This is a genomic window from Pseudomonas sp. H2_D02 (assembly GCF_054677635.1).
Map to the genome: position 1 here is coordinate 457,955 of NZ_CP162816.1, position 23,906 is coordinate 481,860.

At 61.4% G+C, this 23,906-nt stretch carries 18 protein-coding genes; 11 read left to right on the forward strand and 7 right to left on the reverse strand.

Annotated elements, in window-relative coordinates:
* Positions 1-179 precede the first annotated feature (179 nt).
* On the forward strand, positions 180-518 hold the full coding sequence (locus AB4N42_RS02040) for a hypothetical protein (RefSeq protein ID WP_014335964.1): 339 nt from the start codon (positions 180-182) through the stop codon (positions 516-518).
* 312 nt (positions 519-830) lie between these two features.
* Here AB4N42_RS02040 and AB4N42_RS02045 read toward each other — a convergent pair whose 3' ends face one another.
* The 4 genes from AB4N42_RS02045 to lapG all read right to left on the reverse strand — a co-directional run bounded on the left by AB4N42_RS02045 (position 831) and on the right by lapG (position 6,281).
* Positions 831-1,202, reverse strand: coding sequence for a DUF6124 family protein (locus AB4N42_RS02045; RefSeq protein ID WP_030138322.1), 372 nt, complete (start codon positions 1,200-1,202; stop codon positions 831-833).
* Between the two features lie 1,108 nt (positions 1,203-2,310).
* On the reverse strand, positions 2,311-3,486 hold the full coding sequence (locus AB4N42_RS02050) for an integrase core domain-containing protein (RefSeq protein WP_460115793.1): 1,176 nt from the start codon (positions 3,484-3,486) through the stop codon (positions 2,311-2,313).
* 210 nt (positions 3,487-3,696) lie between these two features.
* Positions 3,697-5,643 (reverse strand): cyclic di-GMP receptor LapD, encoded by a 1,947-nt coding sequence (gene lapD / locus AB4N42_RS02055; RefSeq protein ID WP_407684460.1) that lies wholly within the window; start codon positions 5,641-5,643, stop codon positions 3,697-3,699.
* A gap of 14 nt (positions 5,644-5,657) precedes the next feature.
* Positions 5,658-6,281, reverse strand: a complete 624-nt coding sequence (gene lapG / locus AB4N42_RS02060) for a cysteine protease LapG (protein WP_407684463.1) — start codon at positions 6,279-6,281, stop codon at positions 5,658-5,660.
* Positions 6,282-6,550: 269 nt separating this feature from the next.
* Between lapG and AB4N42_RS02065 the strand changes: the two genes are divergently transcribed.
* The 5 genes from AB4N42_RS02065 to AB4N42_RS02085 all read left to right on the forward strand — a co-directional run bounded on the left by AB4N42_RS02065 (position 6,551) and on the right by AB4N42_RS02085 (position 13,546).
* Positions 6,551-7,231 (forward strand): GntR family transcriptional regulator, encoded by a 681-nt coding sequence (locus AB4N42_RS02065; RefSeq protein ID WP_030138477.1) that lies wholly within the window; start codon positions 6,551-6,553, stop codon positions 7,229-7,231.
* Positions 7,232-7,917: 686 nt separating this feature from the next.
* The gene (locus AB4N42_RS02070; protein WP_030138478.1) at positions 7,918-8,694 is read left to right on the forward strand and encodes a DUF3050 domain-containing protein; all 777 of its coding nucleotides are present in this window, start codon (positions 7,918-7,920) and stop codon (positions 8,692-8,694) included.
* Positions 8,691-9,623 (forward strand): diiron oxygenase, encoded by a 933-nt coding sequence (locus AB4N42_RS02075; RefSeq protein ID WP_460115794.1) that lies wholly within the window; start codon positions 8,691-8,693, stop codon positions 9,621-9,623. The genes AB4N42_RS02070 and AB4N42_RS02075 overlap by 4 nt, the downstream gene beginning before the upstream one ends.
* Positions 9,624-9,633: 10 nt before the next feature.
* Positions 9,634-13,050 (forward strand): amino acid adenylation domain-containing protein, encoded by a 3,417-nt coding sequence (locus AB4N42_RS02080; protein WP_460115795.1) that lies wholly within the window; start codon positions 9,634-9,636, stop codon positions 13,048-13,050.
* A gap of 31 nt (positions 13,051-13,081) precedes the next feature.
* On the forward strand, positions 13,082-13,546 hold the full coding sequence (locus AB4N42_RS02085) for an SRPBCC family protein (RefSeq protein WP_407684456.1): 465 nt from the start codon (positions 13,082-13,084) through the stop codon (positions 13,544-13,546).
* Between the two features lie 203 nt (positions 13,547-13,749).
* Here AB4N42_RS02085 and AB4N42_RS02090 read toward each other — a convergent pair whose 3' ends face one another.
* Positions 13,750-15,630, reverse strand: coding sequence for a methyl-accepting chemotaxis protein (locus AB4N42_RS02090; protein ID WP_460115796.1), 1,881 nt, complete (start codon positions 15,628-15,630; stop codon positions 13,750-13,752).
* A gap of 265 nt (positions 15,631-15,895) precedes the next feature.
* Here AB4N42_RS02090 and AB4N42_RS02095 point away from each other — a divergent pair, with 265 nt between their 5' ends.
* The 3 genes from AB4N42_RS02095 (at position 15,896) to AB4N42_RS02105 (ending at position 19,975) form a co-directional block, all read left to right on the forward strand.
* Positions 15,896-16,396, forward strand: coding sequence for a sigma-70 family RNA polymerase sigma factor (locus tag AB4N42_RS02095; RefSeq protein ID WP_460115797.1), 501 nt, complete (start codon positions 15,896-15,898; stop codon positions 16,394-16,396).
* 4 nt (positions 16,397-16,400) lie between these two features.
* Positions 16,401-17,384: a FecR domain-containing protein gene (locus AB4N42_RS02100; RefSeq protein WP_198798030.1), complete on the forward strand. Its 984-nt coding sequence runs from the start codon at positions 16,401-16,403 to the stop codon at positions 17,382-17,384.
* An 86-nt stretch (positions 17,385-17,470) separates the two neighbouring features.
* Positions 17,471-19,975, forward strand: coding sequence for a TonB-dependent siderophore receptor (locus AB4N42_RS02105; protein ID WP_460115798.1), 2,505 nt, complete (start codon positions 17,471-17,473; stop codon positions 19,973-19,975).
* 208 nt (positions 19,976-20,183) lie between these two features.
* Here AB4N42_RS02105 and AB4N42_RS02110 read toward each other — a convergent pair whose 3' ends face one another.
* Positions 20,184-21,257 carry a fatty acid desaturase gene (locus tag AB4N42_RS02110; protein WP_460115799.1) on the reverse strand — a complete coding sequence of 358 codons (1,074 nt, stop codon included), beginning with the start codon at positions 21,255-21,257 and terminating at the stop codon, positions 20,184-20,186.
* 100 nt (positions 21,258-21,357) lie between these two features.
* Here AB4N42_RS02110 and AB4N42_RS02115 point away from each other — a divergent pair, with 100 nt between their 5' ends.
* Positions 21,358-22,362: an AraC family transcriptional regulator gene (locus AB4N42_RS02115; protein WP_460115800.1), complete on the forward strand. Its 1,005-nt coding sequence runs from the start codon at positions 21,358-21,360 to the stop codon at positions 22,360-22,362.
* Positions 22,363-22,561: 199 nt separating this feature from the next.
* Here the strand turns inward: AB4N42_RS02115 and AB4N42_RS02120 are convergent, their stop codons facing one another.
* A complete protein-coding gene (locus AB4N42_RS02120; protein ID WP_407684450.1) occupies positions 22,562-23,248 on the reverse strand; it encodes a Crp/Fnr family transcriptional regulator in 687 nt (228 codons plus the stop codon).
* An 87-nt stretch (positions 23,249-23,335) separates the two neighbouring features.
* Here AB4N42_RS02120 and AB4N42_RS02125 point away from each other — a divergent pair, with 87 nt between their 5' ends.
* Positions 23,336-23,860, forward strand: coding sequence for an Mpo1 family 2-hydroxy fatty acid dioxygenase (locus tag AB4N42_RS02125; RefSeq protein WP_460115801.1), 525 nt, complete (start codon positions 23,336-23,338; stop codon positions 23,858-23,860).
* Positions 23,861-23,906: the final 46 nt, after the last annotated feature.

Below are 23,906 nucleotides of genomic sequence, written 5' to 3' on the forward strand. Positions count from 1 at the left end.
CTGACACGGACCCCGTGGCGAGGGAGCTTGCTCCCGCTGGGGCGCGAAGCGGCCCTGTTTTTAGGGCTGCCGAGCAGCCCAGCGGGAGCAAGCTCCCTCGCCACGGATAAGTGTTCAAACGCCCCCTGGTTGGCCTATGCTGCCCAGCATGACGCCGCTTCATACATGAGGGATGCCCGATGTTTTATGTGCAACGTGATGCACAAGGCCTGCTGGTGCGCGTCGAAGCCACCGCTTACGCCGAGGCCACCGAGACCTTGCCGGCCGACAACCATGAAATCCAGGACTGGTTCGCCAACCAGGCAGTAGAAAACAGCCTCAAGCAGCTCAAGCAAAGCGACTTGGAGATGATCCGGGTACTCGATGACTTGATCCAGGTGCTGACCAGCAAAGGCGTCATTCGCGTCACCGACCTGCCACCCGCGGCCCAGGCCAAGCTGATGGACCGCAACCAGGCCCGTGAAGCGCTGGGCGGGCTGAGCCGGTTGATCGATGATGATGAGAAGGGGTTGATCTAGGCTCCCACGTCATTTCAGGCAGCACACAACACCTGTGGCGAGGGGATTTATCCCCGCTGGGCTGCGCAGCGGCCCTAAAACCCAGCCGCCTCGGTGTGTCAGGCAGTTCACCTTTAGGTATCTGGGGCTGCTACGCAGCCCAACGGGGATAAATCCCCTCGCCACGGGTTTGGAATTGTCTGGGCTGACGCCTTCGCGAGCAGGCTCGCTCCCACAGTTCATTTTGTGTTGATTTCGATATTTCGGTTCAACACAGATCAGTGTGGGAGCGAGCTTGCTCGCGAAAGCGGTCTTCAATTCACCACAGGTCTTTCAGATTGTGGCTTGAACCTCAAGCCGATCCATCGCCCGTTCCACCAGCAAATGCACCCCATCCGCCATGCGGCTGATCGCCAGGATCACGCTGCGGCGCGAGCCGTCGACGTCATCTGCCAGGTTGGCGGCGATGGCGCTGATGGACAGCAGGTCTTCGGAGGCGTTGGCCAGTAGTGTTTCGGTGTCGATGTCCGGGGCGACCATGAAGAGTTGGGGCCCTTGGGATTTGTTCGAGGATTGATCGGCGGGTTTGGGGTTGAGGTAATAGTCGAGGACGCGTTCGGCGGCTTCGTCGAGTTTTTTGGATTTCGAGGATTTGTCAGAGGCGTTGCCAGGGCTTCCTGGCGGATTTGGAGTTGCTTTGAACATTTGAGATTTCCTAAACAGTTAAGTGGAAACCGTCACCGTTCGCTTGCACGCGAATGAGGGTGGCGGCCGTACGCAGGTGTGCAAGACCGGGCCTGTTTAGGACACCCGGCAGATCCAAGGATCTCCCGCGTGCAGCCGCCATAAAGCCAGTGGACAGAAAAAAGCCCATGAGCGATGTAGCGTCGCATCCTAAACAGTTTCTTCGGACTTGCACGTCCGTGTCACCGTTTTTTCAGTGACAAACCCAGACTAGCCACTAGATGGACGCCGGACAAGTTCACCAACTTCGCCACAACTTGAAGGAAATCTCCTAGGACCTGGCTTTTAGGGGGTGGATCCATTTCTGCGGTAACGGCTGCTGGCGGTTCCGCCCTTACAGCGGGTCACTTTTTTCAGACGCCAAAAAAGTAACCAAAAACGCTGTGCCCCACCACTCGGCACCTCGCCTAGGCGAGGTGTTCCCTCACTCCGGCATTGCTCCGTGGGCCCGCCGCGATGGGCCAGCGTGGTTAACGGGGCGTCGAGATCAAGATCAAAATCAAGATCAAAATCAAAATCAAAATCAAAAGCAGGGCAAGGGCAAGGGCAAGGGCAAGGGCAAGGGCAAGGGCAAGGTGTCTGCCAGCATTTATTTAGCTGAACCACCGCTATCGCGAGCAAGCTCGCTCCCACATCGGATTTCCAGCAGCAGCCCGATGCAGGTTTGCCGCAAGTCCTGTGGGAGCGAGCCTGCTCGCGAAGAGGCCAGTGCATTCACATCTTCATCGACCGTTCGATTGTCTTCGCGAGCAGGCTCGCTCCCACAGGGCAAACGCGGTCTCACCAAGAACCAGATCGGCCATCAAGCCGCCTCGCTTTGGCTTTGGCTTTGGCTTTTGCTTTGGCTTTTGCTTTTGATCTGCCAGGCCCCGTTAACCACGATGGCCGAACGCAGGCATTGTGGAGTGGGCAACCCGGCATGGATGCCGGGTTAGCCGCGCAGGGCCATGGATGGCCCATCGCGGCGGGCCCACGGAGCAATGCCGGAGTGAGGGCATGCCGAGCCTCGGCGAGGCACCGAGTGGTGGGCCATATACGGATCACCCACATGGGTTACAAAAAAGTGCACTCACATAGGTAACACCCGGAGTGTCACGTAGCCATCAATGGCATCTCTTACGTCAATGCGTCCCAGGATTATTGGACCGAAGATAACATCCCAGATCCCATCCTCTATTTGCTCCAGCCCAATGGTCTGGTGCTTGAGCACATAGCCGACGTAGATCCTTAGACCACGACGATTGACGATGCCCGAGCAGTCCGCTTGGAGGCTATCGATATGGCTCGGGTAGGTCATCTCAGGAAGCTTCTCAGGGTTTTGGCGGGACGAAGGCTCATAGCAGGACGCGGGTGTCTTCTGCTTCAGAGCCTCGTGAAAACGCTCATAGTTGTAATGTTGCCTGAAACGGTCAAAGTGCCGTTGTTGGGCCTCCCACGCTACCGCTGGCGGTGACGGAAGAGTGCTTTTCAACGTTCGATGCATACGTTCATGTCGGCCATTTTGCTCCGGCCTGCCGGGTGCGATCCGCTCAGGAATGATCCCCAGGCGCAACCACCAGATGGATAATCGGGAAAGGCCCGCACGCCCTTTGCTCGCAAACGGAACTCCATTGTCGGTACGAATGCGCTCCGGCAGACCATGCTCACGAAACACCTGAGTAAACACCGCCTGGGTTTCCTGGAAGTTGGTGTTAGCCATGCTGTGGCAAGCGAGCAAGAAACGACTGGCATGGTCCATGATCGTCAATGGATAGCACCAGACGCCCGCACCTGTCAGGAATTGGCCTTTGTAATCGGCGCTGAATAGCTGGTTGGGAGCCTCTGCTCTCTGCAGTGGTTTGGGATAAACCGCCACCCGTTGGCGCAATCGGCGTGGTTTGACCAGCTCAGCTTTCTTTAGAATGTTGTAGATCGACGTCTTTGATGGCGGCGCCTGGTCAGGAAAACGCTCGAGCAAAGCCGCCTGAATTTTCTTGGGGCCAGGCTCTGTCTCACCCCGACCGCGTAACTCAATGATCGCCTCACGGACAGCCAGCGGCACTACCCATTCCTGGGTAAGCCGACGACGGCTATGTTCTTCCAGTCCGGCGGGCCCTTCCCTCTCATACCGCTCGACCCATTTATAGCCAGTCTTGCGGCTGATCTCGTAGGCTTGGCAAAGCGCACTGAAGCTGGGCGGGCCTTTGATGAAGTCCGCAATGAACAGCAGTTTCAGGTCCATAGGTTTCAGCTCTCGCCATGGCATGGTCAGATCCTCGAAAACCGACCCTGCCAGTTAAAAACTGTTACCTATGTGAGTGAACTGATTTGTAACCCATGTGGGTGAGTCATACCGCCAAGCCTTTTTGGTTACTTTTTTGGCGTCTGAAAAAAGTGACCCGCCGTAAGGGCGGAACCCTAAGCCGCCGTTACCGCAGCAACGGATATGTACCCGATCAGCAGCGTATAAGCCGCCTCACCCCCAACGCCGAGGCTCACCCACCAACTGCCCCTGCACCCCAAACAACCCCATCTCCCGAATCACCGCCAACTCCCCCTCCGTCTCCACCCGCTCAGCAATCAACGGCAGATCAATACTATGGGCGGCACGCTGGATAGCTTCAATGAACAGACGCTTGTCGCTCTCCTGATCAATCGCGCGAATGTAACTGCCATCGATCTTCAGATAGGCCAACCCCAGCCGCGACAAGTTGCCGATCATGCTGAACCGCCCACCAAAGCGCTGCAGGCTCAGGGAGAAACCAAGCTCGCGCAACTGCCGGGTCAATTGCTCCAGCACCGCTTGCTCGGGCAGTTGCTCTTCACCAATCTCCAGCGTCAGGCGCGACCCAAGGTTGGAGTGGGACCGCAGTATTTCAAAAACCTTGGCCAGCGCCTGCGGATCGGCCAGCGTGGCGGAAGACAGGTTCAACGCTAAGGACTGTTCGTGCCCGGCCATCTGCTTGAGGACCTGTTCGAGCATCAGGCGATCCAGTCGCGCGGTCCAGCCAAAGCGCTCCAGCCAAGGCAGGAAACGCCCGGCAGGGATTGTCTGGCCCTGCTCGTCCAGCAGCCGCGAAAGCACCTTGTAATGCAGCACCACCTGGGTGTCCTGGGCGGCCACCACGGGTTGGAAGTACAGCTCGAAACGTTGATTGTCCAGGGCCTGGTCAAGCAGGTTGTGCCAGGCATGGTGATCATCGCCGACGCTGGCCGATGCGCTGTGATCCAGGCAGGCCCAGCTCGGTTCGCCCTGGCTTTCGGCCTGGGCCAACGCCTGGTCGCCGAGCTGGAGCACCGCTTGCGGCGAGTCGCCATGGACGAACGGCGCCAGCCCGATGGAGGCCACCGTCGCCATGTCCGTCGCGCCGGTGGCATGCAGGCTCGCCAATGCCGCTTCGAGGTTTTGCGCCAGTTGCAGCGCCTCCTCACGGACCAGTCCGGGCGCCAGCACGGCGAACTCACCACCGCGAATGCGCGTCACCAGGTTATGGGTTTCCGGGTACCGAGCGCACTCACGCAATAATTGCTCACCCACGGCCTTGAGCAACTGGTCAGTGCGCTGCCCGCCCAGCCGCTGGTTCAGACCGGCGAGGTCCTTGACCCGCAACAACAGCAGATAACCGGAACTGGCCTGCTCGGGATTGCTCACCCGTGCATGCAACTGCATCTCGAAATAGCGCCGGTTGGCCAATCCGGTGAGGTTGTCCTGGTACGACTCGATCCGCAGCTTCTCGCTGCGCTCGGCCTGCTCCTGGAACAGTGCCTTGAGCTTCTCGACCATCTGGTTCATCGCCTGCACCACCCGGCGCAGTTCAGGCGTACGTGGCAGCTCCGGCAGGCTCAGGAATTCGCGCCGGGCGATGGCGTGGGACTGATGCACCATGTAGTCCAGCGGCTTGAGCTGGCGACGCAGCAGCAAGGCTCCCAACACCGCGCTCACGGCGCCGCATAGCAATAGCCAGCCCAGGCTGCCCAGGGCGCTCTGCCACAGCTTGGCGAGGGCGAACATCGGATGGCTGACCACTTCGACCCGCGCCGCCTGCTCCCAACCGCGGCTGACAATCGCGTCGCCGCCGGCCGGCTCCAGGCCAATGAGCTTGATGAACCACTGAGGAACGCTGCCGGCGTCAGGGGTACCGGTGCGCTCGACCAGGGTCTTGTCGGTGGCCACATCGACCACGCGGATGCTTGCGTAGTAGCCGCTGTCGAAGATCGAGCTGACCATCAACTCGACCATCGCCGGGTCGTCGATGTTCGGCGTCAAGGACAGTGCCAGCGCCGTGGCTGCGTCCTGGGCGTGGGAGCGCAGTTGATTGACGTACTGGGCCCGCGAGCTCTCCAGGCTGACCATGAAGCTGCCGCTGAAGGCAACCACCAGGAACAGACAAATAGCGATCAACAGCTGTTTGAACAAGGACATCTGAGCGCGCGCTCCTAGTTAGTCGTCTCGACCGGAAAACCTTCGGCCTGCATTTTCTTCAACACATCCTGCCACCGCGACAGGCGCTTGGTATCACTCACTTTTTTGTTGCCCTTGGTGCCCGGCAGCCACAGTCCCTCGGCGTTGAAGGAGTAGACCGGGAGCAAGTCGGTTCGCTGGCTGGCCGGCAGGATGCCGTCGATCAGGCTGTCGAGTACCAGCGGCATCGCATCAGGGGTGGCGTAGTAGGTGAGCACCATGTGCGCACGGTTCTGCCGCAGGGCCTTGACGTAGGTGATGCGCAGCTTGTCACTGGAAACGCCGAGGTGACGCAGGCTGAAGTACTTGGCAATCGCGTAGTCCTCACAATCGCCTGCGCCCTTCCACAGCGCCTGGATCGGGGTTTCCCAGTAATCGACCTCCCGCCACAGGTCGATGTCTTCCACGTAGCGCACCTTCTTGTTGAAGAACAGGTTCACCACCTTGAGCTGTTCCAATTCCGGAATCTGCTTCTGCGTCGCCAACAATTCCTGCCATGCATCGATCCGCTGCTGCCCTTCCCCCAACGGTCCATATAATGCTTGCGCCCGCCGGCTGATCTGCGCAAAGTCCCAGTCGGCGTGCAGGCCACCCAGCATCAGGCCCGCCAGCAGCAATGCCGAGCACAGCCAGCGCAAGAACCTGAGGACTGGGAAAGGTGCAGCCAAGGGAAATACGTCCGAAAGGGCGGTTGGAAAATTCGTTGGATGGTGAAGCCTGGCCCGGCAAAAGACAATGGCAGGTTGCAATCACCGCAAGCAGACTAAACTCTAGTTCAGGAACCGGCGCCGCGAGACTTTGACGGCTTGGCAATCTGTAACTAATGTTGGCTTGGATCCAATTTCGTTACTACCAGTCAGGTGTTGTCGTGACACAGAAGCCCAAACCGTTAAGCACTATCCAGGTCAACGGCCCCATTCCCGCAGCCCAGGCGCGCTCGATCATCGAAAGCTCCCTGCGCGAGGCCATTCTCGACGGACGCTTGCCCAGTGGCACCGCTGTGCGCCAGCAGGAACTGGCGGATCTGTTCGGCGTCAGCCGCATGCCGGTGCGCGAGGCGTTGCGTCAGCTCGAGGCGCAATCGTTGCTCACGGTGGTCCAGCACAAGGGTGCCGTTGTGGCGCCGTTGATCACCAGCAATGCGGTCGAGACCTATGCCCTGCGTTCGGTCCTGGAAGGCTTCGCCCTGCGCCTGTCCATCCCGCTGCTCGACGACAACGACTTGGCCATGGCCGCCCAATACATCGAACAGCTCGAAGGGCAGACCAGTTACGCCGAGATCGCCAGGCTCAACCGCTTGTTCCACATGTCGCTTTACCACAAGGCGCCCAACGCCAAGCTGCTGGACCTCATCGAGCGTGAACTCAACGAAGAAGAACGCTTCCTGCGTTTTCACCTATCGTCCATGGGCCTGGGCAAGCTGACCCAGGATGACCATCGCGCGATGCTCGACGCCGCGAAAGCCAAAGATATCGATCAAGCGGTTCTTCTGCTCGAAACCCATCTGGAGAAAGCCTCCGTCACTATGCGTCGGCACCTGGAACGTTAATCGAGTCGCCCCCCAGCGCCGGCCATCTGGCCGGCGCAGTATTTTCTTACACATCCTTCCCACACCTGGGTTGCCTAGCCACCACGGCCCGGCCGCGATTGCGTCCCGTCGTGGCATCAGTCCGATGGAACTGCTGTCGATTTGGGCTCACTCTTGCGCTTGTCGATTCAAAAATAGACCTGAAGAAGTCAGCGCCCGGTGGTAGCCAGGCGAATCGAAGCCATTACGCAAGGAGCGTCGCCCAACTGGCGGAAGGGCCGGTAGTCCGACCGGCACCCCGCCCTTAAAACACTTACTTCTTACTTTCCCGATCCCTGAAGTGCTCCGAGTGAGGCATTCACTCGAAACATTCGATTCTGATAGTTATAAATCGGAAGGAGCAACTTCGCCTCAATAAAACTTAAAACATAAGTTTTAACCAGCCTCTTCGCGCCCAATAAAACAGCAACTTTAAATAACTGAGAAATAACTTGCATGGCCTTTAAGTCTTGTACTAATTTTTAACTCGTCGAATTGGTATCGACCATTACAACCCTGACAAAACGCCTCTAGCACAGGCGCAGCGACCCGAATCGCGCAATAACCAGAAGTACTAACAACCCATGGACTCCGGTTCAAGCACTTGCTCGCCTCTTGAAAAGAAAGCGAGCAACTTCCGGACAAACATCATTGATGAGGACGTTCCAATGCAGCCAACCAAAGAACAACTATCTCTGAAAAAACACGAACTTGGCCAACACCCGGTTTTTTCCGAAATAACATCAATCGACCTGTTGCGCCGCTTTATGGAAAGTCATGTCTTCGCCGTTTGGGACTTCATGTCCCTGACCAAGCGCCTGCAACGGGAACTGACCTGCGTACATCTGCCGTGGCTGCCCCCGGCCGACCCGCACGCTGCGCGACTGATCAACGAGATTGTCTTGGGCGAAGAGTCCGACGACCGCCCCGGCGCGGGCTATTGCAGCCATTTCGAACTGTACCTGGACGCCATGCGCGAGGTCGGCGCGGACACCCGGCCGATCGAACGATTCATCGCCCTGCAGCAAGAGGGCGTCAGCCCCGACACGGCGCTGGACAGCGTCGAAGTCGAGCCCGCCGCCGCGCAGTTTGTGCGTCAAACGCTGCACACCGCCCTGCACGCGCCGGCCCACAGCGTCGCCGCCGCGTTCGTGCACGGTCGCGAGAGCGTCATCCCGCAAATGTTCCAGCGCATGCTGGACGCCTGGGGTATTGGCCTGGACCAGGCGCCGACGTTTCGGTACTACCTGCAACGGCACATCGAGGTGGACTCCGAAGACCATGGCCCGGCGGCGGAAAAACTGCTGGCGCGGTTGATCGACGGCGACCCGCAACGCGAGCGCGAAGTCCTGGCGGCCGCCATTGCCGCCGTCCATAGCCGTGCGGCGCTGTGGGATGGCCTGCGCCAGAGCATGGCCCAGCCTGTTGCGCAGGTGACGCCATGAACGCCATCCAATACCAATCCTTCGCCGACGCCTGGGAAAGCCGCGCCACCATCCGCACCCGGCCACGGCGCCGGGTCGAAGACGACGACAAGTTGATCTTCCCCATGAGCCGCCAGCCGCTGGTGCACAGCCAGACCTTCCTGAGCCATTGCCCGCAGTTGCGTGATTTTGTCCTGGTACAGAGCCTCTACAAATTCATCAACGACGTGGTGATTTTCGAGACCGAGCTGGTGGACCACACCGCCCGGCGTATCGCCAAGAATCGCTTCGGCATCGAGTTTCCGTTCGCCTGTCGCTACGACGCGATGACGGTGGTGGTGGATGAGGATTACCACGCCTTGGTGGCGATGGATTTCATGCAGCAAACCATCGACATGACCGGCATCACGCCGATCCCGCTGCCCCAGCAGATCGAACTCAGCCGCGCGATTCCCACCACCCTGGCGCGGGCGCCGGAGCATTTGCTCAGCGCCGTGGAACTGATCTGCATCGCCATCGCCGAGAACACCGTGACCAACGAAGTGGCCGCCTTCGCCCGGGACGATTCGGTCAAGGCCTCGATCAAGGGGTTGATGGCCGATCATCTGCTGGACGAGGGCCGGCATTCCGGTTTCTGGACACGGCTGGTGCAGATCTACTGGCGCACCGCGCCCGAAGAAGACCACGAGGCGATTGCGCGGTTGATGCCAGGGTTCATCGCCGATTACCTGGCGAGCGATCTGCAGCAGGCCTTCGATTTCGAGCTGATCAGCCACTTGCCCGTCGACGAATCGGTGCGCCAGTCATTGCGCGAAGACGCCAGTGCGCTGGCTTATCCGATCAATCGTTTTCACCCGCTGGTGGGCAACATCACCCGTTTTTTCCGTGGCAGCTCGATGCTCGCGTCCCCCTGCGTGCGCGACGCCCTGGCCGATTACTTGACCCCATGAGGACCTTCCAATGAGACGCCTCGAAATTACACTGGCTGGCAACAGCCAGGCCATGGCCGAACTGGCCCGGGAACTTGAGGAACATGGCCATGGCGTCGCGAAGGCGCCGGCCGGCGACGGCACGTTCGACCTGTTGATCGACGACGGTACGGTGCCATGCGCCCTCAGGGCCCGTTTCCGCCTTCAGGTGCGCGTGGTACTCCAGGCCTTGCCCGGCCACGCGCTGCCACAACCGGTGGTGGTTTTTCGCGACGGCGCGCAGCGGATTCTGCTTCAAGACGTCATTCATGCGCAGGACTGCGGCAACGGTCAGTCGTTGCGTTTGCGTGCAATGGCGGCGGTGGTCGAGCATGCCGCACAGCTGGTCAGCCAGTTGTCGCGCGATGAGCACTGCTTCGACCAATGGCCGGCGACACGGGATGACGCTGCCGGCCCCGCGCACGGTCTGGACGTGCTGGAACCATTGGCCTTCGTACACCGCCTCAATCAGCAGGCGGTTCCCTGGCTGCTGGCCGCCGCCGAAGTGCCGGTGATGCACAGCATCGAGCAGCGCATGCTCGATGACGCGACGCAACCTGCGCTGTGGATCGAGGACCAATCCATCGACTACAAGTCCTTGCGCGATTCGGTGCTGCGAATTCAGCAGGCCATGCAGGAAAGCCTTGGGGAAGCAACCGATCGCCCACGGGTGATCGGCGTGTGCCTGCCAAAATCGGCGCCGCTGTACGCAGCCATCCTCGCGGTGCTGGGGTGCGGGGCGGTGTACCTGCCGCTGGACCCGCAACACCCGGCGCAACGTCGGCGCTTCATTCTGGAAAACGCCAAGGCGGACCTGTTGCTCCATGACGGCAACAGCGATCTGGATGAACTGTCGATACCCACGCTGAACGTCCATCGACTGCCATCGTCGAGGCCGGCCATTCCTGCCTCGACGATTCGCCGGATCGTCAACATCGACGAACCGGCCGTGGCGATCTACACGTCCGGCACCACCGGCCAGCCCAAAGGCGTCTTGCTCAGCCATCGCAACCTCAGCCATTTCTGCGCCTGGTACAGCGACTACGTCGGGCTGCGGCGAGACAGCCGTGTGTTGCAGTTTTCCACGATCAACTTCGACGCGTCATTACTGGACATGTTGCCGACCTTCATCCAGGGCGGGCTGTTGGTCGTGCCCAGCGAGGATCAGCGCCGCGACCCGCAGCAACTGGTGGCGTTGATTCGTGAGCAGCGCGTCAGCCACGCCTTCCTTCCACCTGCGCTGTTGAGTGTCATGCCGCTGGACGCGCCCTTGGGGCTGGTGCACCTGATTACCGGCGGGGATGTCTGCGAGCCTTACGTGATCGAGCGACTGGCGCCGCAGTGCCGGTTCCACAACATCTACGGCCCGACGGAAACCACGGTGTTGGCGACCACCCGGCAATTTGCGGTGGGCGACAACAACCGCAACCTGGGCACGCCCATCGCCAACGGGCAGGTGTTGATTCTCGACGAACAACGGCAACCGGTCCCCGACGGTACCCCCGGTGAGTTGTACATCGCCGGGCCTGGTGTCGGCCTGGGGTACCTGAACGATCCGGTGCTGACCGCCAGCCGTTATCTCGACCTGACGCTGCCCACCGGGCAGACGCTGCGGGTCTATCGCACCGGTGACATCGGCCAATGGACCGACAACGGGATCGAGCTCTGCGGCCGTCGCGATAACCAAGTGAAGATCCGCGGCTTTCGGGTCGAGCCCGAAGAGATCGAACATTGCCTGCGCGACCGTCAGTTGTTTCGCCAAGTGGCAGTGGGGGTGGATGAGCGACGGCGGATCCTGGCGTTCCTGGCAGGGCCCCTGGAGGATCAGCCCGGCGCCGCGCTCCAGGCCTTGCGGGCCCATGTGCAAAACACATTGCCCAACTACATGCACCCGGCGGCCTACGTCGAACTGCCCAGCCTGCCCTACACCAGCAACGGCAAGGTCGATCGCCGCGCGCTCCTTGCCACGGCGGGCTCGGTCCAGGCTGGCAGTCAGGGACGCCAACCGCAAAACGCTTTGGAAACACAGCTCCAGCAACTATGGGCCGAGCTGCTGGAACTGCCGGTGGAGGACATCGCCACCGACGAAAGTTTCTTCAACCTGGGTGGACATTCGATCCTGCTGTCGCGACTGCTGTTGAGCATTCGCCAGACATTCGGGCGCAGCCTGTCGATCAATCGCTTCATCGAAGCGCCGACGCTGATCACCCTGGCGAAGTTGCTCGACAGCCCTGGGCAAAGTGAGGCATCGACCCTCAGTCCCCAGGCGTTCATCGACGCCGAAGCCGAGCTCAACCTCGATCCGCTGCCCATCAGTCAGAGCGGTGATGTCCACAAGGTGATCGTGACCGGCGCCAACAGCTTTCTCGGTGTGCACATCGTCGAGGCGTTGCTGGCGTGGGGAGCCACGGAAGTGGCGTGCCTGGTGCGTGAATCCGCCGAGCAAAGCGCGGCCGAACGCTTCGCCCAAGCCCTGCGGGAAAATCACCTGGAGCATTTGGACCTGGGTCGGGTCAGCGTCTATGCCGCCGACATCACCCAACCACAACTGGGTTTGCCGGACGACATCTACCTGCGCCTCGACAGCACTTTCGGCGCGTTGGTGCACAACGCCGCCCACGTCAATCATGTGCTCGACTACGAGTCCCTGGCGCGGGACAACGTCGAACCGATCTTCGAATGCCTGCGCCTGTGCGAAGGGCGCAGCAAGAAGATCTTCAACTTCGTCTCGACGTTGTCGGCCTCCAGCGCCTTGGACGCCGAGGGCCAGGTCCTGGAACTACCGGCGGCCGAGACACCGCCGATCTACATCAAGAACGGCTACAACCTGTCCAAGTGGGTCGGCGAGCGAATCCTGCAACGGGCCCGCGACCTGGGCGTGCGGGTCAATCTGTTCCGTCCCGGCAACATCAGCTTCAACAGCCAGACCGGGGTCTGCCAGCCCCACAAGAACCGCTTGATGCTGATGCTCAAGGGCTCGATCCAGCTCGGCCAGGTGCCGGATCTGTCGCTCAATTTCGACCTGATGCCGGTGGACTTCCTGGCCCGTTTTATCGCCTTCCACGCCAGCCGCTACCAACCCAACCAGGCCGTGTTCAACCTGCACAACCCCGAGCCGCTGAGCTGGGACGCCTACGTCGCGTCGTTTCGCGAGAGTGGCCGGGAATTCTCTCTGGTGAGCATCGCTGACTGGCAACGGCAATTGGCGCGAGTCGATACCGACAATGCGCTGTTTGGCGTACTGGGTTTCTACCTCAACGGCTTCGAGGAAGACATTGGCGACATCTCGCTGATCCGCCATGACAACGCCCGGTCCGGCGTACGGCAAATGGGCGCGCGCTACCCGGAAAAATCACCGGCCCTGCTGCGCCGTGGTGCCGACTATCTCAAGGCTATCGATTTCATCTGAAGCAACCCAACCCAACGCAAGGAGCAAGACCATGAGTGCATTCCAACCCGACACCCTGATCAAGAACCCTCAGGCCTGCCATGTCGAAACCTCGGTAGAAGTGCCCGCCGACGCGGCGCGAGTCTGGGACATAGTGGGTGATTTTGGCGGTTTCAACCGTTTCATCCCCGCGCTTGAGCGCATCGAAATGACCGGCGAAGGCGTACGATCCCTGCGCAAGAAATTCTTCGTCGATGGGCAAAACCTGGTAGTGGAACAACTCAACAGCCGCGACGACCAGGCCATGCACATGACCTGGACGCTGATCTACAACACCCTGGGCATCGACAACCTCTGGGCGGCGATGCGCGTGGAGCCCCTGGCAGATAACCGCTGCCGCGCGACCTGGACCATCATCGCCGACCACACCGACGCCCATACGCCGTCGGGGTTCCGAGACTTCCTGCAAGGGTTCGCCGATGAGGCGATGGGGAATGTGGTGAAGATGTTCGCCTAACCACAAATCCCTGTGGGAGCGAGCTCGCTCGCGAAAGCGGTGGGTCAGCTGGCATAAATGTCGCCAGGGCTGCCGTCTTCGCGAGCAGGCTCGCTCCCACATGGGCTCTGCGGTGGATGAAAAGATCTGGAGCCACCGCCAATCCCCGGTGGGAGCAAGCTTGCTCGGGGCGGCGATCCGACGATGGCGGTAGCTCCCCTGGATCAGATCTTGAAGCTGTCCACCAACTGCTTCAACCGATTGGCCTGCTGTGACAAGGCATCGCAATCCTTCAGGGTTTCGTTGAGGTTGGCGACGCTTTGCTGGTTCAAAGTGTTGATATGCGTGACGTCCATATTGAGGGTTTCCACCACGGCAGTCTGTTCTTCGGTCGCAGCGGCCACGGACTGGTTCATGCCATCGATTTCGCCGATGCGCTGGGTCACGCTGACCAGGCGCAGGCCGGCCTGGTTTGCCACTTCCACGCTCTCCTCGCTGGAGGCCTGGCTGGCGTTCATCGTGGTCACGGCCTCACGAGAGCCGACTTGCAACGACGTGATCATCTTGTGAATTTCTTCGGCCGACTCCTGGGTGCGATGCGCCAGGTTGCGCACCTCATCGGCCACCACCGCGAAACCACGTCCGGCTTCACCGGCACGGGCCGCTTCGATGGCGGCGTTCAAGGCCAGCAGGTTGGTTTGCTGGGAGATACCCTTGATCACGTCCAGGATGTGCCCGATGTTGTCGGTGCTCGCGTTCAGCGTTTCGATCTGGGTGCACGACAGGCTGATCTTCTGCGACAGCTCGGTCATGGCCTGGATGGTTTTCTCTACTACTTGGCGACCGTCGTCCGCCTGTTCGCTGGCGCCACTGGCGTGCTGCGAAGCATCGGCGGCGTTGCGGGCGATTTCCTGGGTCGCGGCGCCCAACTGGTTGATCGCGGCGGCCACGCTGTTGGTGCGCGCGCTCTGCTCATCCGAACCGACGAGCGAGGCGTTGGAAGACGTCATCACCCGTTGCGACAGGTCATGCACCTGGCGCGTGGCGGAAGACACTTCGGCGATCGAAGCATGAATACGTTCCACGAACTGGTTGAACGAACCACCCAACACCGCGAACTCGTCCTTGCCCTGCACGACCAGGCGCCGGGTCAGGTCGCCTTCACCCTGGGCGATGTCCTGCATCGCACGGCCCATGGTGGTCAGCGGACGCATCAGCACCTGGATCAACAAGCTCAACAGCAACGCAATCGCCGCCACCGCGACGAACATCGCGATCAGCGCCGACGTACGGAACTGGCTCAGCGGTGCGTAGGCCTTGCTCTTGTCGATCGACAGGCCGATGTACCACTCGGCGCCCGGCAAACCGGTCACCGGGGTGAACGAAAGGATGCGGTCCTGCCCGTTCAGCTCCACGTCCTGGATGCCTTTGCCGATGCGCACCGGGGTGCCTGGGTAGATGTCCTTGAGGTTCTTCATCACCTGGTCTTTGTCCGGGCTGACGATCACCTGACCGTCGCCGCTGACCAGGAACGCATGGCCGATACCACCGAAATCCACGGAGTTGATGATCTTCACCAGGGTTTCCAGGCTCAGGTCACCACCGACCACACCGAGCAGCTCGCCGTTGTGCTTGACCGGCAGGGCAATGGTTACCACCAGGCCGCCAACGGCCGCCGCGTAAGGTGGGGTCAACATGGTTTTATCGGCGGCGACGGCCTGTTTGTACCAGGGACGCTGACGCGGGTCATAACCGTCGGGCATCTTCGCGTCAGGCCGCTGGGTGAACACGCCGTTGTTCTGGCCCACGTAGGTGAACTGGAAGTTCGAGGTCAACGCCGGCTGGTCGACCAGCCCCGGCAAATCGGCGCTCGGCCCTTGATGCGCGATGTTTTGCGCCAGGTTTTCCAATACCAGTATCCGCCCACTCATCCAGTTCTGGACGCTGCTGGCCGTGAGGTCACCGGATTGCTCGATGGATGACTCGAGGCTGCGGCCGATGGTGTTGCGTTGCAAATAATCGTTGTAGAGCGTGAACAGGGCAAAAGCCAGAACCACCACACCAGAGGCGGCCAGGAGGATTTTGTGGCTGAACTTTAGATTCATGGATGGGACTTCTTATGCAGGGGATGGGGGTGCATTCCGGTTGGCAATTCCATGTAGCCGCAGAGCTGAGATTGGATCCGCTCCATTTTGGTGCACGCATACCTTGCTGTCGGCCAGCGCCTGGAAAAGATTAGCCGGTTGTACAATTGTCCGACGAGATGACCACTGAATCGGAAGGATTCCACGGCGAACGGTGGTTGCAAATTTAATGAACGCTTATGACAATGCGACCTATTATCATTTGTGATATCAGGCCATCGCGTTCATGTCCTCTCCCCAGTTAGCAGTACAGGCGCTCTACTGCAGCCACCATAGCTGGCTCCACACATGGTTGCGCAGCCGATTGGGCAACGCCGCCGATGCGGCCGACCTGGCCCAGGACACTTTCGTACGCCTGCTGCAACGCACCGAACGCCTGGATCTCAAGGCGCCCCGCGCTTTTCTGCGCACCATCGCCCAAGGCCTGGTGATCGATCATTGGCGCCGGGAAGAAATCGAACGCGCCTATCTGGAAACCATCGCGCACCTGCCGGAGGCCCAGACCCCCAGTGCCGAAGCCCAAGCTCTGATCCTGGAACTGCTGGAGGGCATTTCCCGAATGCTTGAAGGCCTCAAGCCCAAGGTGCGCAGGGCGTTCCTCCTGGCCCAGTGTGAAGGCATGACCTACAAGCAGATTGCCGAGCAAATGGGCATCTCGTTGCGGTCGGTGGAACGTTATGTCGCCGATGCGCTGTATCACTGCTACGTGCTGCGCTATGAAGATTGAGCCGATGGATCAAACCTCGCGGGGGCGCGGCCCTTCGCAACAAGTGGTCAAGCAAGCGATCCACTGGCTGCTGCGCCTGCGCAACCATGCCGCCAACCCGGTCCTGCGCCAACAGTGCGACGCTTGGCGCATCGCCCACAACGATCACGAACTGGCCTGGCAACGGGTGCAGTCGCTGCACAGCGAGCTGACGGCCAACCTTCGCGCCGTGCCCGGCGCCCACATCGCCCTCGACACCCTGGAAACCAGCGCCCAGCGCCTCGGTCGGCGCCAGGCGTTGAAACTGTTGTCCGGCGTCGCCGTGGTGGGTGCTGCCGCATGGCTGGGCAAGGACCTGGGCTGGCAGCCCTGGAGTGCCGACTTCGCCACTGCCACGGGCGAACGACGCGGCTTCCAATTGCCGGACGGAACACGGCTGGAACTCAACACCCACAGCGCGGCCGATCTCGACTACACGGCGAGCCAACGCCTGATCACGTTGGCGCGCGGCGAAATCATGGTCACCTGCGGCCGCGATCCCGGACGCCCGCTGTTGGTGAAAAGCCGCGAAGGTTTGTTCGAAGGGTTGGAGGGGCGCTTCGTCGTACGCCAGGACAGCGACTGCACGCGCCTGAGCGTCACCAGCGGGCGGGTCGCCATTCGCTCGCACCAAGGCAGCGACGGCGCGCCGATCCAAGTGGAGGCCGGGCAAAGCTATCTCGTCAGCGCAACGACAGCGACCCTGGCACCGCCCTTGGACATGGACGCAGGCGCTTGGGCGGACGGCTTGATCGTCACGCGCAACATGCGCCTGGAAGACTTTCTCAACGAGGTCGGCCGCTACCGCCGGGGCTATCTGAAATGCGCCGCCTCGGTGGCGGACCTGCGTTTGTCCGGCGTCTTCCGCCTGGACGACATCGACAAGACGCTGGCCGTGCTCCCGCGCACGCTGCCCGTGCAACTGCGCTATCGAACCCGCTGGTGGCTGACAGTGGAACGTCCGGCCTGATTTTTTTTGGCGGGTTTTGCGCAGGCGTCCGGCTAGGACAGTAAGCAACGCTTATCTGCCTTCAGCGACTCCAACGGAAACCCATAATGACTGAGCGCGTAACCCTCAAGACCTCCTTCGGCTGTTCCCCGCAAACCAGCCTCTTGCGCCAAGCCGTCCGTGCCGCGCTGCTGAGCACGGCGCTGGGCGTCAGCGCTGTGCCGACGCTGGCCATCGCCGCGCAGGACGGCGTCACCGCCAGCCGCCAGAGCTACAACATCGCCGCGGGCCCATTGAGCGAGGTGCTGAACCAGTTCGCGCGCCAGGCAGGGGTTACGTTGGCGAGCACCCCCGAGCAAACCGCCGGCCGCCAGTCGCCAGGCCTCAAAGGTGAATATTCCGCGGACCAGGCCTTGGACCAGTTGCTCAATGGCTCGGGGCTGATTGCGGTCGGCCAGGAAGGCAGCGGCTACGTCTTGCAGGCCCAAGCCGCGGACAGCGCGCTGGCGCTGCCGACCACCGACGTCAAGGGTTTCGCCCTGGGCAACGCCTTGGGCAGCATGGCGGGCTACAACGCCACCCACAGCCAGGTCGCGACCAAAACCAGTACCGCCCTGCGCGAGACCTCACAAAGCGTATCGGTGGTGACCCGCGAGCAAATGGACGACCAGGGCGCGCAGACCGTTTCCCAGGCGATGCGCTACACCCCCGGCGTGCTGACCAACCCCTACGGCGCGACCCATCGCTACGACTACGTGGCCATGCGCGGCTTCAACGACGGCTCGGTGGACAACATCTACCTCGACGGCCTCAAATCCATGGGCGACAGCGGCACCTACAGCTCCATGCAGGTCGATCCGTATTTCCTGGAACGGGTCGACATCCTCAAAGGCCCGTCCTCAGTGCTGTATGGCCGCAGCTCGCCGGGCGGCCTGGTGGCGCTCACCAGCAAAAAGCCGCTGTACGAGACCTATCACCAAGTCCAGGCCACCGTCGGCACCCAGGGCCAGCGCGGCGTGGGCTTCGACTTCAGCGGGCCGGTGGACGATGAAAAACGCATCGCCTATCGCCTGGTCGGCCTGGCGGACACCTCCGACACCCAGTTCGATCACAACAAGGAAAAGCGCTTCACCCTGGCGCCCACCGTCAGCATCGACTTCACCGAGGACACCTCGCTGACCCTGCAAGCCTACCTGCAGCACGAACCCGACGGCGGCTACCATGGCGGCGTACCGGCCGATGGCGCGTTGCACAAGCGCAATGGCCGGCGGATCTCGGAACACTTCTTCGAAGGCGAGCCCGGCGTCGACGTGTACGAGCGTGACCAGCAGTCGTTCGGCTATCAATTCGAGCACCGCTTCAATGACGTCTTCACCGCCCGGCAGAACTTCCGCTACCTGGACTCCGACGTCACCAACAATCAGGTCTACGCCTTCGGCTGGACCAGCCCCACCAGCAACGAGTTGAACCGCTACTACACCGGCGCCAACGAAAAGCTGCGTTCATTCATCGTCGACAACATGCTGCAGGCCGAATTTTTCACCGGCGCGACCAAGCACACGGTGCTGATGGGCGCCGACTACCAGCGGCGCAAGACCGTGGTCGATTGGACCAGCGGCACCCTCGCTCCGATCAACGCCTTCGACCCGGTCTATGGCAATTCCGCGATCAGTAATCGCTCTGACACCAGCTATCTGCGGCGCCTGGAGCAGACCGGCGTCTACCTGCAAGACCTGATCGAAATGGACAAGTGGCGCTTCTCCCTGGGCCTGCGCCAGGACTGGGTCGAGACCTCGGACGAAAACCGCATCGCCGAATTCGGCCGCCCTGAAGGCACCGAGATCAACGACAAGCGCACCAAGCTCACCGGTCGCGTCGGGGCGCTGTACCTGTTCGATAACGGCCTGGCGCCGTACGTCAGCTATTCGGAGTCGTTCAACCCCAATTCCTATGCCGACAGCGCCGGCAATCCTTTGCCGCCCACCGACGGCAAACAATGGGAACTGGGCCTGAAATACCAGCCGCCGGGCACGGATGATTTGTACACCGCCTCGCTGTTCCGCATCGACCAGGAGAACCTGGCGACCAAGCTGCCCCAGGACAACTTCTACCGCGCCGTCGGCGCCGTCCGCTCCCAAGGCCTGGAACTGGAAGCGCACGTGCAATTGACCGAACAGTTCAAGGTGCTGGGCAGCTACACCTTCACCGACATCGAATACTCGAAATCAATGGTGAGCACCCTGAGCACGCCCACCAACATCATCGAAAACAAAGGCAACTCACCGACCCAGGCCCCGCGCCACATGGCCTCGGTGTGGGCCGACTACAAATTCGACAGTGGCACGCTCGATGGCCTGCGACTGGGCGGCGGCGTGCGCTATGTCGGCTACAGCTGGGTCGACGCGGAGAACACCATGAAGGTGCCTTCGTACACGCTGTTCGATGCATCGGTGGGGTATGACCTGGGCAAGGTCGGCTTGAAAGGCGTGGATGTGCGCTTGAACGCCAACAACCTCACCAACGAAACCTACGTCGCCTCGTGTGCCAGCCTGAACTTTTGCTACATGGGTGAAGAGCGCAATGTGGCGGCTACTGTGAGTTATCAGTTCTGACCATCCTCCAGGCCAAACGCAATTGTCTGGCCTGAAAGATACCCCCTGTGGCGAGGGGATTTATCCCCGCTGGGCCGCGCAGCGGCCCCAAAAAAGGGATGTAATCAGGCCTGACACACCGCGGCGCCGGGCCTTGGGGCTGCTGCGCAGCCCAGCGGGGATAAATCCCCTCGCCACAAGTGTGTTCTCCATGCAGAGGTGGTGCGTCTCAAACCTGGGCCGCATTCACCTTCTCCCCCACCGCACCCTCCTCCCACACAAACCGATTCGCCCGCCCGAACGTGCCGTAATCATTGAACCGCACGCCCATCTCGCGCATCACCTCATGCGCCACCGGCACCGTCATCTGGCGAATATAGAACGGCTCCTTCACCACGAAATGATGAATGCCATGGCTGCTCCCGAAGTTGAAGCAGAACGCCTGCAACGGCCACAACCACCAAGGATTCAACACCTGAGTCTGCTGGATGACATTGCCCGACTCGATGTCGCCGTAGTAGTGCATGTTCGAGCTGACGAAGTGCAGGCAAAAGGTGCGCAGCACATTCGGGCCGATGATCACCACCGCGGCGATATCGATGACGTGCATCGTCGCCAGGGTGCTCGCTGACCAATCAATCGAAGTGCCCAACAGCCCAGCCACCGCGTTGGCCCCATGGAAACCGAGGAACACGTACCAGGCGCCCCAGTGCAACAGCGCCAGCGGGAAGTACACCTTCAGCGTGCGCTTGAGGATGCTGCGCTTGTGCGCCCAGGTCTTGGCTCGCAGCAGGCGGATGAACGCCGACATCACGTTGTCACCCACCATCAGCAAGCGCGCCAATCCCCAAGGCTCGCCGTTGGTAATCGCCCGCTCCTCCATGTCCGCTTCGCTGCCGGACACCTTGTGGTGGTTGAGGTGCAGATGGCGGCGGATCCACGGGTTGATGGTGCTCGGTCGCGCCAGCCACACCAGGCCCATCATCAGGTTATGGGGCAAGCGCTGCTTGCGGAAGTACATGCTGTGGATCAGGTCATGCTCCAGCTCGTGGGTCAGCGAGGCGAAAAACGCGTTGAGCAGCAGGCAGGCCCAACCGGCCAGGTAACCGTTGATATAGAGCAGCGCCGAACCGATCATCCCCGCCAGGGCGAACGCCAGGATGCCCACGCCCAACGCATCCTGATGCCGCAGGATCGGGTAGCGCCGACGCAATTCCTCCCCCCGGGCCAGGACAACCTGGCGAATGTGGGCGGCTCGCTGTTGTGCATTCAATCGCTCTGGGCTTGCGCAAGTGCCGTGCATGGCTTACATCCTCTGTTAACGATGTGCTCATCCTGCCGGGCGTTGTCCCATCGGGTGGTAGCCGTAAACGCCAACCTGTTGACCGCAAGCGCCAATTGTCATGACCGAACCCACCTCCCTTGCCAGCTGGACCCGCGCCCTGCGCAAACAGCTCGATGCGCTGGGCCTGGACAGCCAAGCCTTGTGCGTGGAAGCGGGCCTGGACCCGGTATTGATGGACGACCCGAACGCCCGCTACCCGCTCTCGGCTACCACGCGCCTGTGGACGTTGGCGGTGCAGGCCAGCGGCGACCCGGCGATCGGCCTGCGCGTGTCGCGCTTCGTCAGCCCCACCACGTTCCATGCGCTGGGCTACGCCCTGGTGGCCAGCGGCAGTTTGCGCGAGGTGTTCGAGCGGATCGTGCGGTATCACCCGGTGGTCAGCGATGCGCTGACCTTGCAACTGAGTCGCGGCGAAGACCGCTATCGCTTCAGCCTCGATGTACCGGCGGGACGCCCTGCCCCCGCCTTCGAAGCCATCGACGCGTTTGCTGCGATCTACGTGCGCACCTGCCGCAACCGGCTGGGCCGCGACTACGCACCACTGGCGGTCTACCTGCGCCGGCCGGAACCGCTGGACGCCAGCCCGTGGCACAAGGTGTTTCGCGCACCGGTGCATTTCGCCGCCAACCAGGATTGCCTGGAATTCAGCCTTGTGGATTTCGACAGCCACCTGGACGACGCGAACCCGGAGCTGGCCGAACACAACGAAACCGTGCTCAAGCGCACCCTCGCCCAGCTCCAGCCACTGACCTGGGAGCGCAAGGTCCGCGCCGCCATCGAAGCCCAGTTGCCCGAAGGCGAACCCAGCGCCGAACGCGTCGCCCAGGCCATGCACCTGAGCCTGCGCAGCCTGCAGCGACACCTGGCCGACGAAGGCTGCCGCTTCGACGCGCTGCTCAACGAATGCCGTGAAAACCTCGCGCTACTGCATTTGCGCGATCCGCAATGCTCGCTGAGTGAAGTCAGCTATCTGCTGGGCTTCGCCGACACCAGCAGCTTCAGCCGCGCGTTCAAGCGCTGGACGGGCATGACGCCGGGGCAGTTTCGGGATGGGTTGCGTTAAGGACTTTCAGTGCCGGGCCGGGCCCTATCGCGAGCAAGCCCGCTCCCACATTGGAAGCGGTGTGACCGCAATAGCTGCGACAACACCAAGCCCCTGTGGGAGCGAGCTTGCTCGCGATGGCGGTGTATCAGTCACTATCGATGTCGACTGACCTGACGTCTTCGCGAGCAAGCTCGCTCCCACAGGGTCCAGGTCGGTTTCAGATTGTGGTCAGGGCTCGCAACCGTTCGATGTCGAGGATTTCGATTTCGCCATAACTCAGGTGAACAATGCCCTGCCCCTGCAAATCCTTGAGGATCTGGTTGGTGGTCTGGCGAGACAGGGAAAGCATCAGTGCCAGTTGTTCCTGGGGCAACTGCAAGATCCGGCGCGCCGGTTCGATTTCACCGTAGCCTTCGGCGATCATCAGCAGGCGGTGGGCCAAGCGCGCCGGGGCGGGCATCAGGCTCAGGTGTTCGAGATTGATGAACGTCAGGCGCAGTTTGTGGCTCATCAACAGGGCAAGATGACGCCAATGAACGGGTTGTTCTTCCAGAAAGGCCAGTAGCGCAGCCTGCGGCAAATGCAGCAACGAACATTGCCCGACGCCTACGGCGTCATGGGTGCGCGGCTGGCCGTCGAACAGACAGATCTCACCGAACCAATGAGGCGATTCCACCACGCTCAGCAGCGCTTCCTTGCCCTGCTCGCTGACCGCGCCGATGCGCACCGCCCCTTCGAGCACCGCGTACAAGCCACACGGCGGATCGCCGCGCTGGAACAGCCGTTGCCCCGGCGCCAGACGGCGCACCCGCGACATGCCCAGCAGGCTATCCTGAAACTCGGCGGGCAAATGGCTGTACCAATGTCCGGTCAGCAGATGCGTGTGCCAGGGGTGCGAATTCATGGAAACTCCGGGACAAGTGTCGGCTAGCTGACAGAGCGCCTGGTGAAACCCGATCATCATGCAGGCATCACCTCAGGAGGAACAACAATGAAAAGCCTCGTCGATCATCTCAGTCAATACGCGGCCTACCACCGCGACCCGCGCAACATCGCCAGCCACTTCATCGGTATCCCGCTGATCTTCGTCGCCGTCGCCGTGCTGCTGTCACGGCCGGGATGGCCGGTTGGCGCGATCCTGGTTTCCCCGGCGTTGCTGGTGGCGGTCGCGAGTGCCTGGTTCTACCTGCGCCTGGAACTGCGCCTGGGTGTGCTGATGACCGTGCTGCTGGGACTCGCCGTCTGGCTGGGCCAGGTGCTCGCCGCGCAGAGCACAGCGATCTGGTTGTCCAGCGGACTGGGCATGTTCGTGGTGGGCTGGGTGATCCAGTTTGTCGGTCATTATTACGAAGGGCGCAAACCGGCGTTCGTCGATGACCTCACCGGGTTGATTGTCGGGCCGTTGTTCGTGGTGGTGGAAGCAGGCTTCCTGTTGGGACTTCGCGGTGACCTGAAACGCGCCATTGAGGAGCGCGCCGGGCCGGTGGCCCTGCGCAACCAACGCTCGACGGCGTGAAAACACCGCAATGTTGCCAGGTGGTAAGGCAACTCTGTGGGAGCGA

Excerpts from the sequence above, each read along its gene's own strand:
- AB4N42_RS02070 (WP_030138478.1), top strand. The coding sequence starts at position 7,918 with ATGCAGCCAACCAAAGAACAACTATCTCTGAAAAAACACGAACTTGGC.
- AB4N42_RS02080 (WP_460115795.1), top strand. The coding sequence starts at position 9,634 with ATGAGACGCCTCGAAATTACACTGGCTGGCAACAGCCAGGCCATGGCC.
- AB4N42_RS02045 (WP_030138322.1), bottom strand. The coding sequence starts at position 1,202 with ATGTTCAAAGCAACTCCAAATCCGCCAGGAAGCCCTGGCAACGCCTCT.
- AB4N42_RS02105 (WP_460115798.1), top strand. The coding sequence starts at position 17,471 with ATGACTGAGCGCGTAACCCTCAAGACCTCCTTCGGCTGTTCCCCGCAA.
- lapD (WP_407684460.1), bottom strand. The coding sequence starts at position 5,643 with ATGTCCTTGTTCAAACAGCTGTTGATCGCTATTTGTCTGTTCCTGGTG.
- AB4N42_RS02110 (WP_460115799.1), bottom strand. The coding sequence starts at position 21,257 with ATGCACGGCACTTGCGCAAGCCCAGAGCGATTGAATGCACAACAGCGA.
- AB4N42_RS02120 (WP_407684450.1), bottom strand. The coding sequence starts at position 23,248 with ATGAATTCGCACCCCTGGCACACGCATCTGCTGACCGGACATTGGTAC.
- AB4N42_RS02090 (WP_460115796.1), bottom strand. The coding sequence starts at position 15,630 with ATGAATCTAAAGTTCAGCCACAAAATCCTCCTGGCCGCCTCTGGTGTG.
- AB4N42_RS02115 (WP_460115800.1), top strand. The coding sequence starts at position 21,358 with ATGACCGAACCCACCTCCCTTGCCAGCTGGACCCGCGCCCTGCGCAAA.
- AB4N42_RS02085 (WP_407684456.1), top strand. The coding sequence starts at position 13,082 with ATGAGTGCATTCCAACCCGACACCCTGATCAAGAACCCTCAGGCCTGC.
- lapG (WP_407684463.1), bottom strand. The coding sequence starts at position 6,281 with ATGCTGGGTGGCCTGCACGCCGACTGGGACTTTGCGCAGATCAGCCGG.
- AB4N42_RS02040 (WP_014335964.1), top strand. The coding sequence starts at position 180 with ATGTTTTATGTGCAACGTGATGCACAAGGCCTGCTGGTGCGCGTCGAA.
- AB4N42_RS02100 (WP_198798030.1), top strand. The coding sequence starts at position 16,401 with ATGGATCAAACCTCGCGGGGGCGCGGCCCTTCGCAACAAGTGGTCAAG.
- AB4N42_RS02075 (WP_460115794.1), top strand. The coding sequence starts at position 8,691 with ATGAACGCCATCCAATACCAATCCTTCGCCGACGCCTGGGAAAGCCGC.
- AB4N42_RS02095 (WP_460115797.1), top strand. The coding sequence starts at position 15,896 with ATGTCCTCTCCCCAGTTAGCAGTACAGGCGCTCTACTGCAGCCACCAT.
- AB4N42_RS02050 (WP_460115793.1), bottom strand. The coding sequence starts at position 3,486 with ATGCCATGGCGAGAGCTGAAACCTATGGACCTGAAACTGCTGTTCATT.
- AB4N42_RS02125 (WP_460115801.1), top strand. The coding sequence starts at position 23,336 with ATGAAAAGCCTCGTCGATCATCTCAGTCAATACGCGGCCTACCACCGC.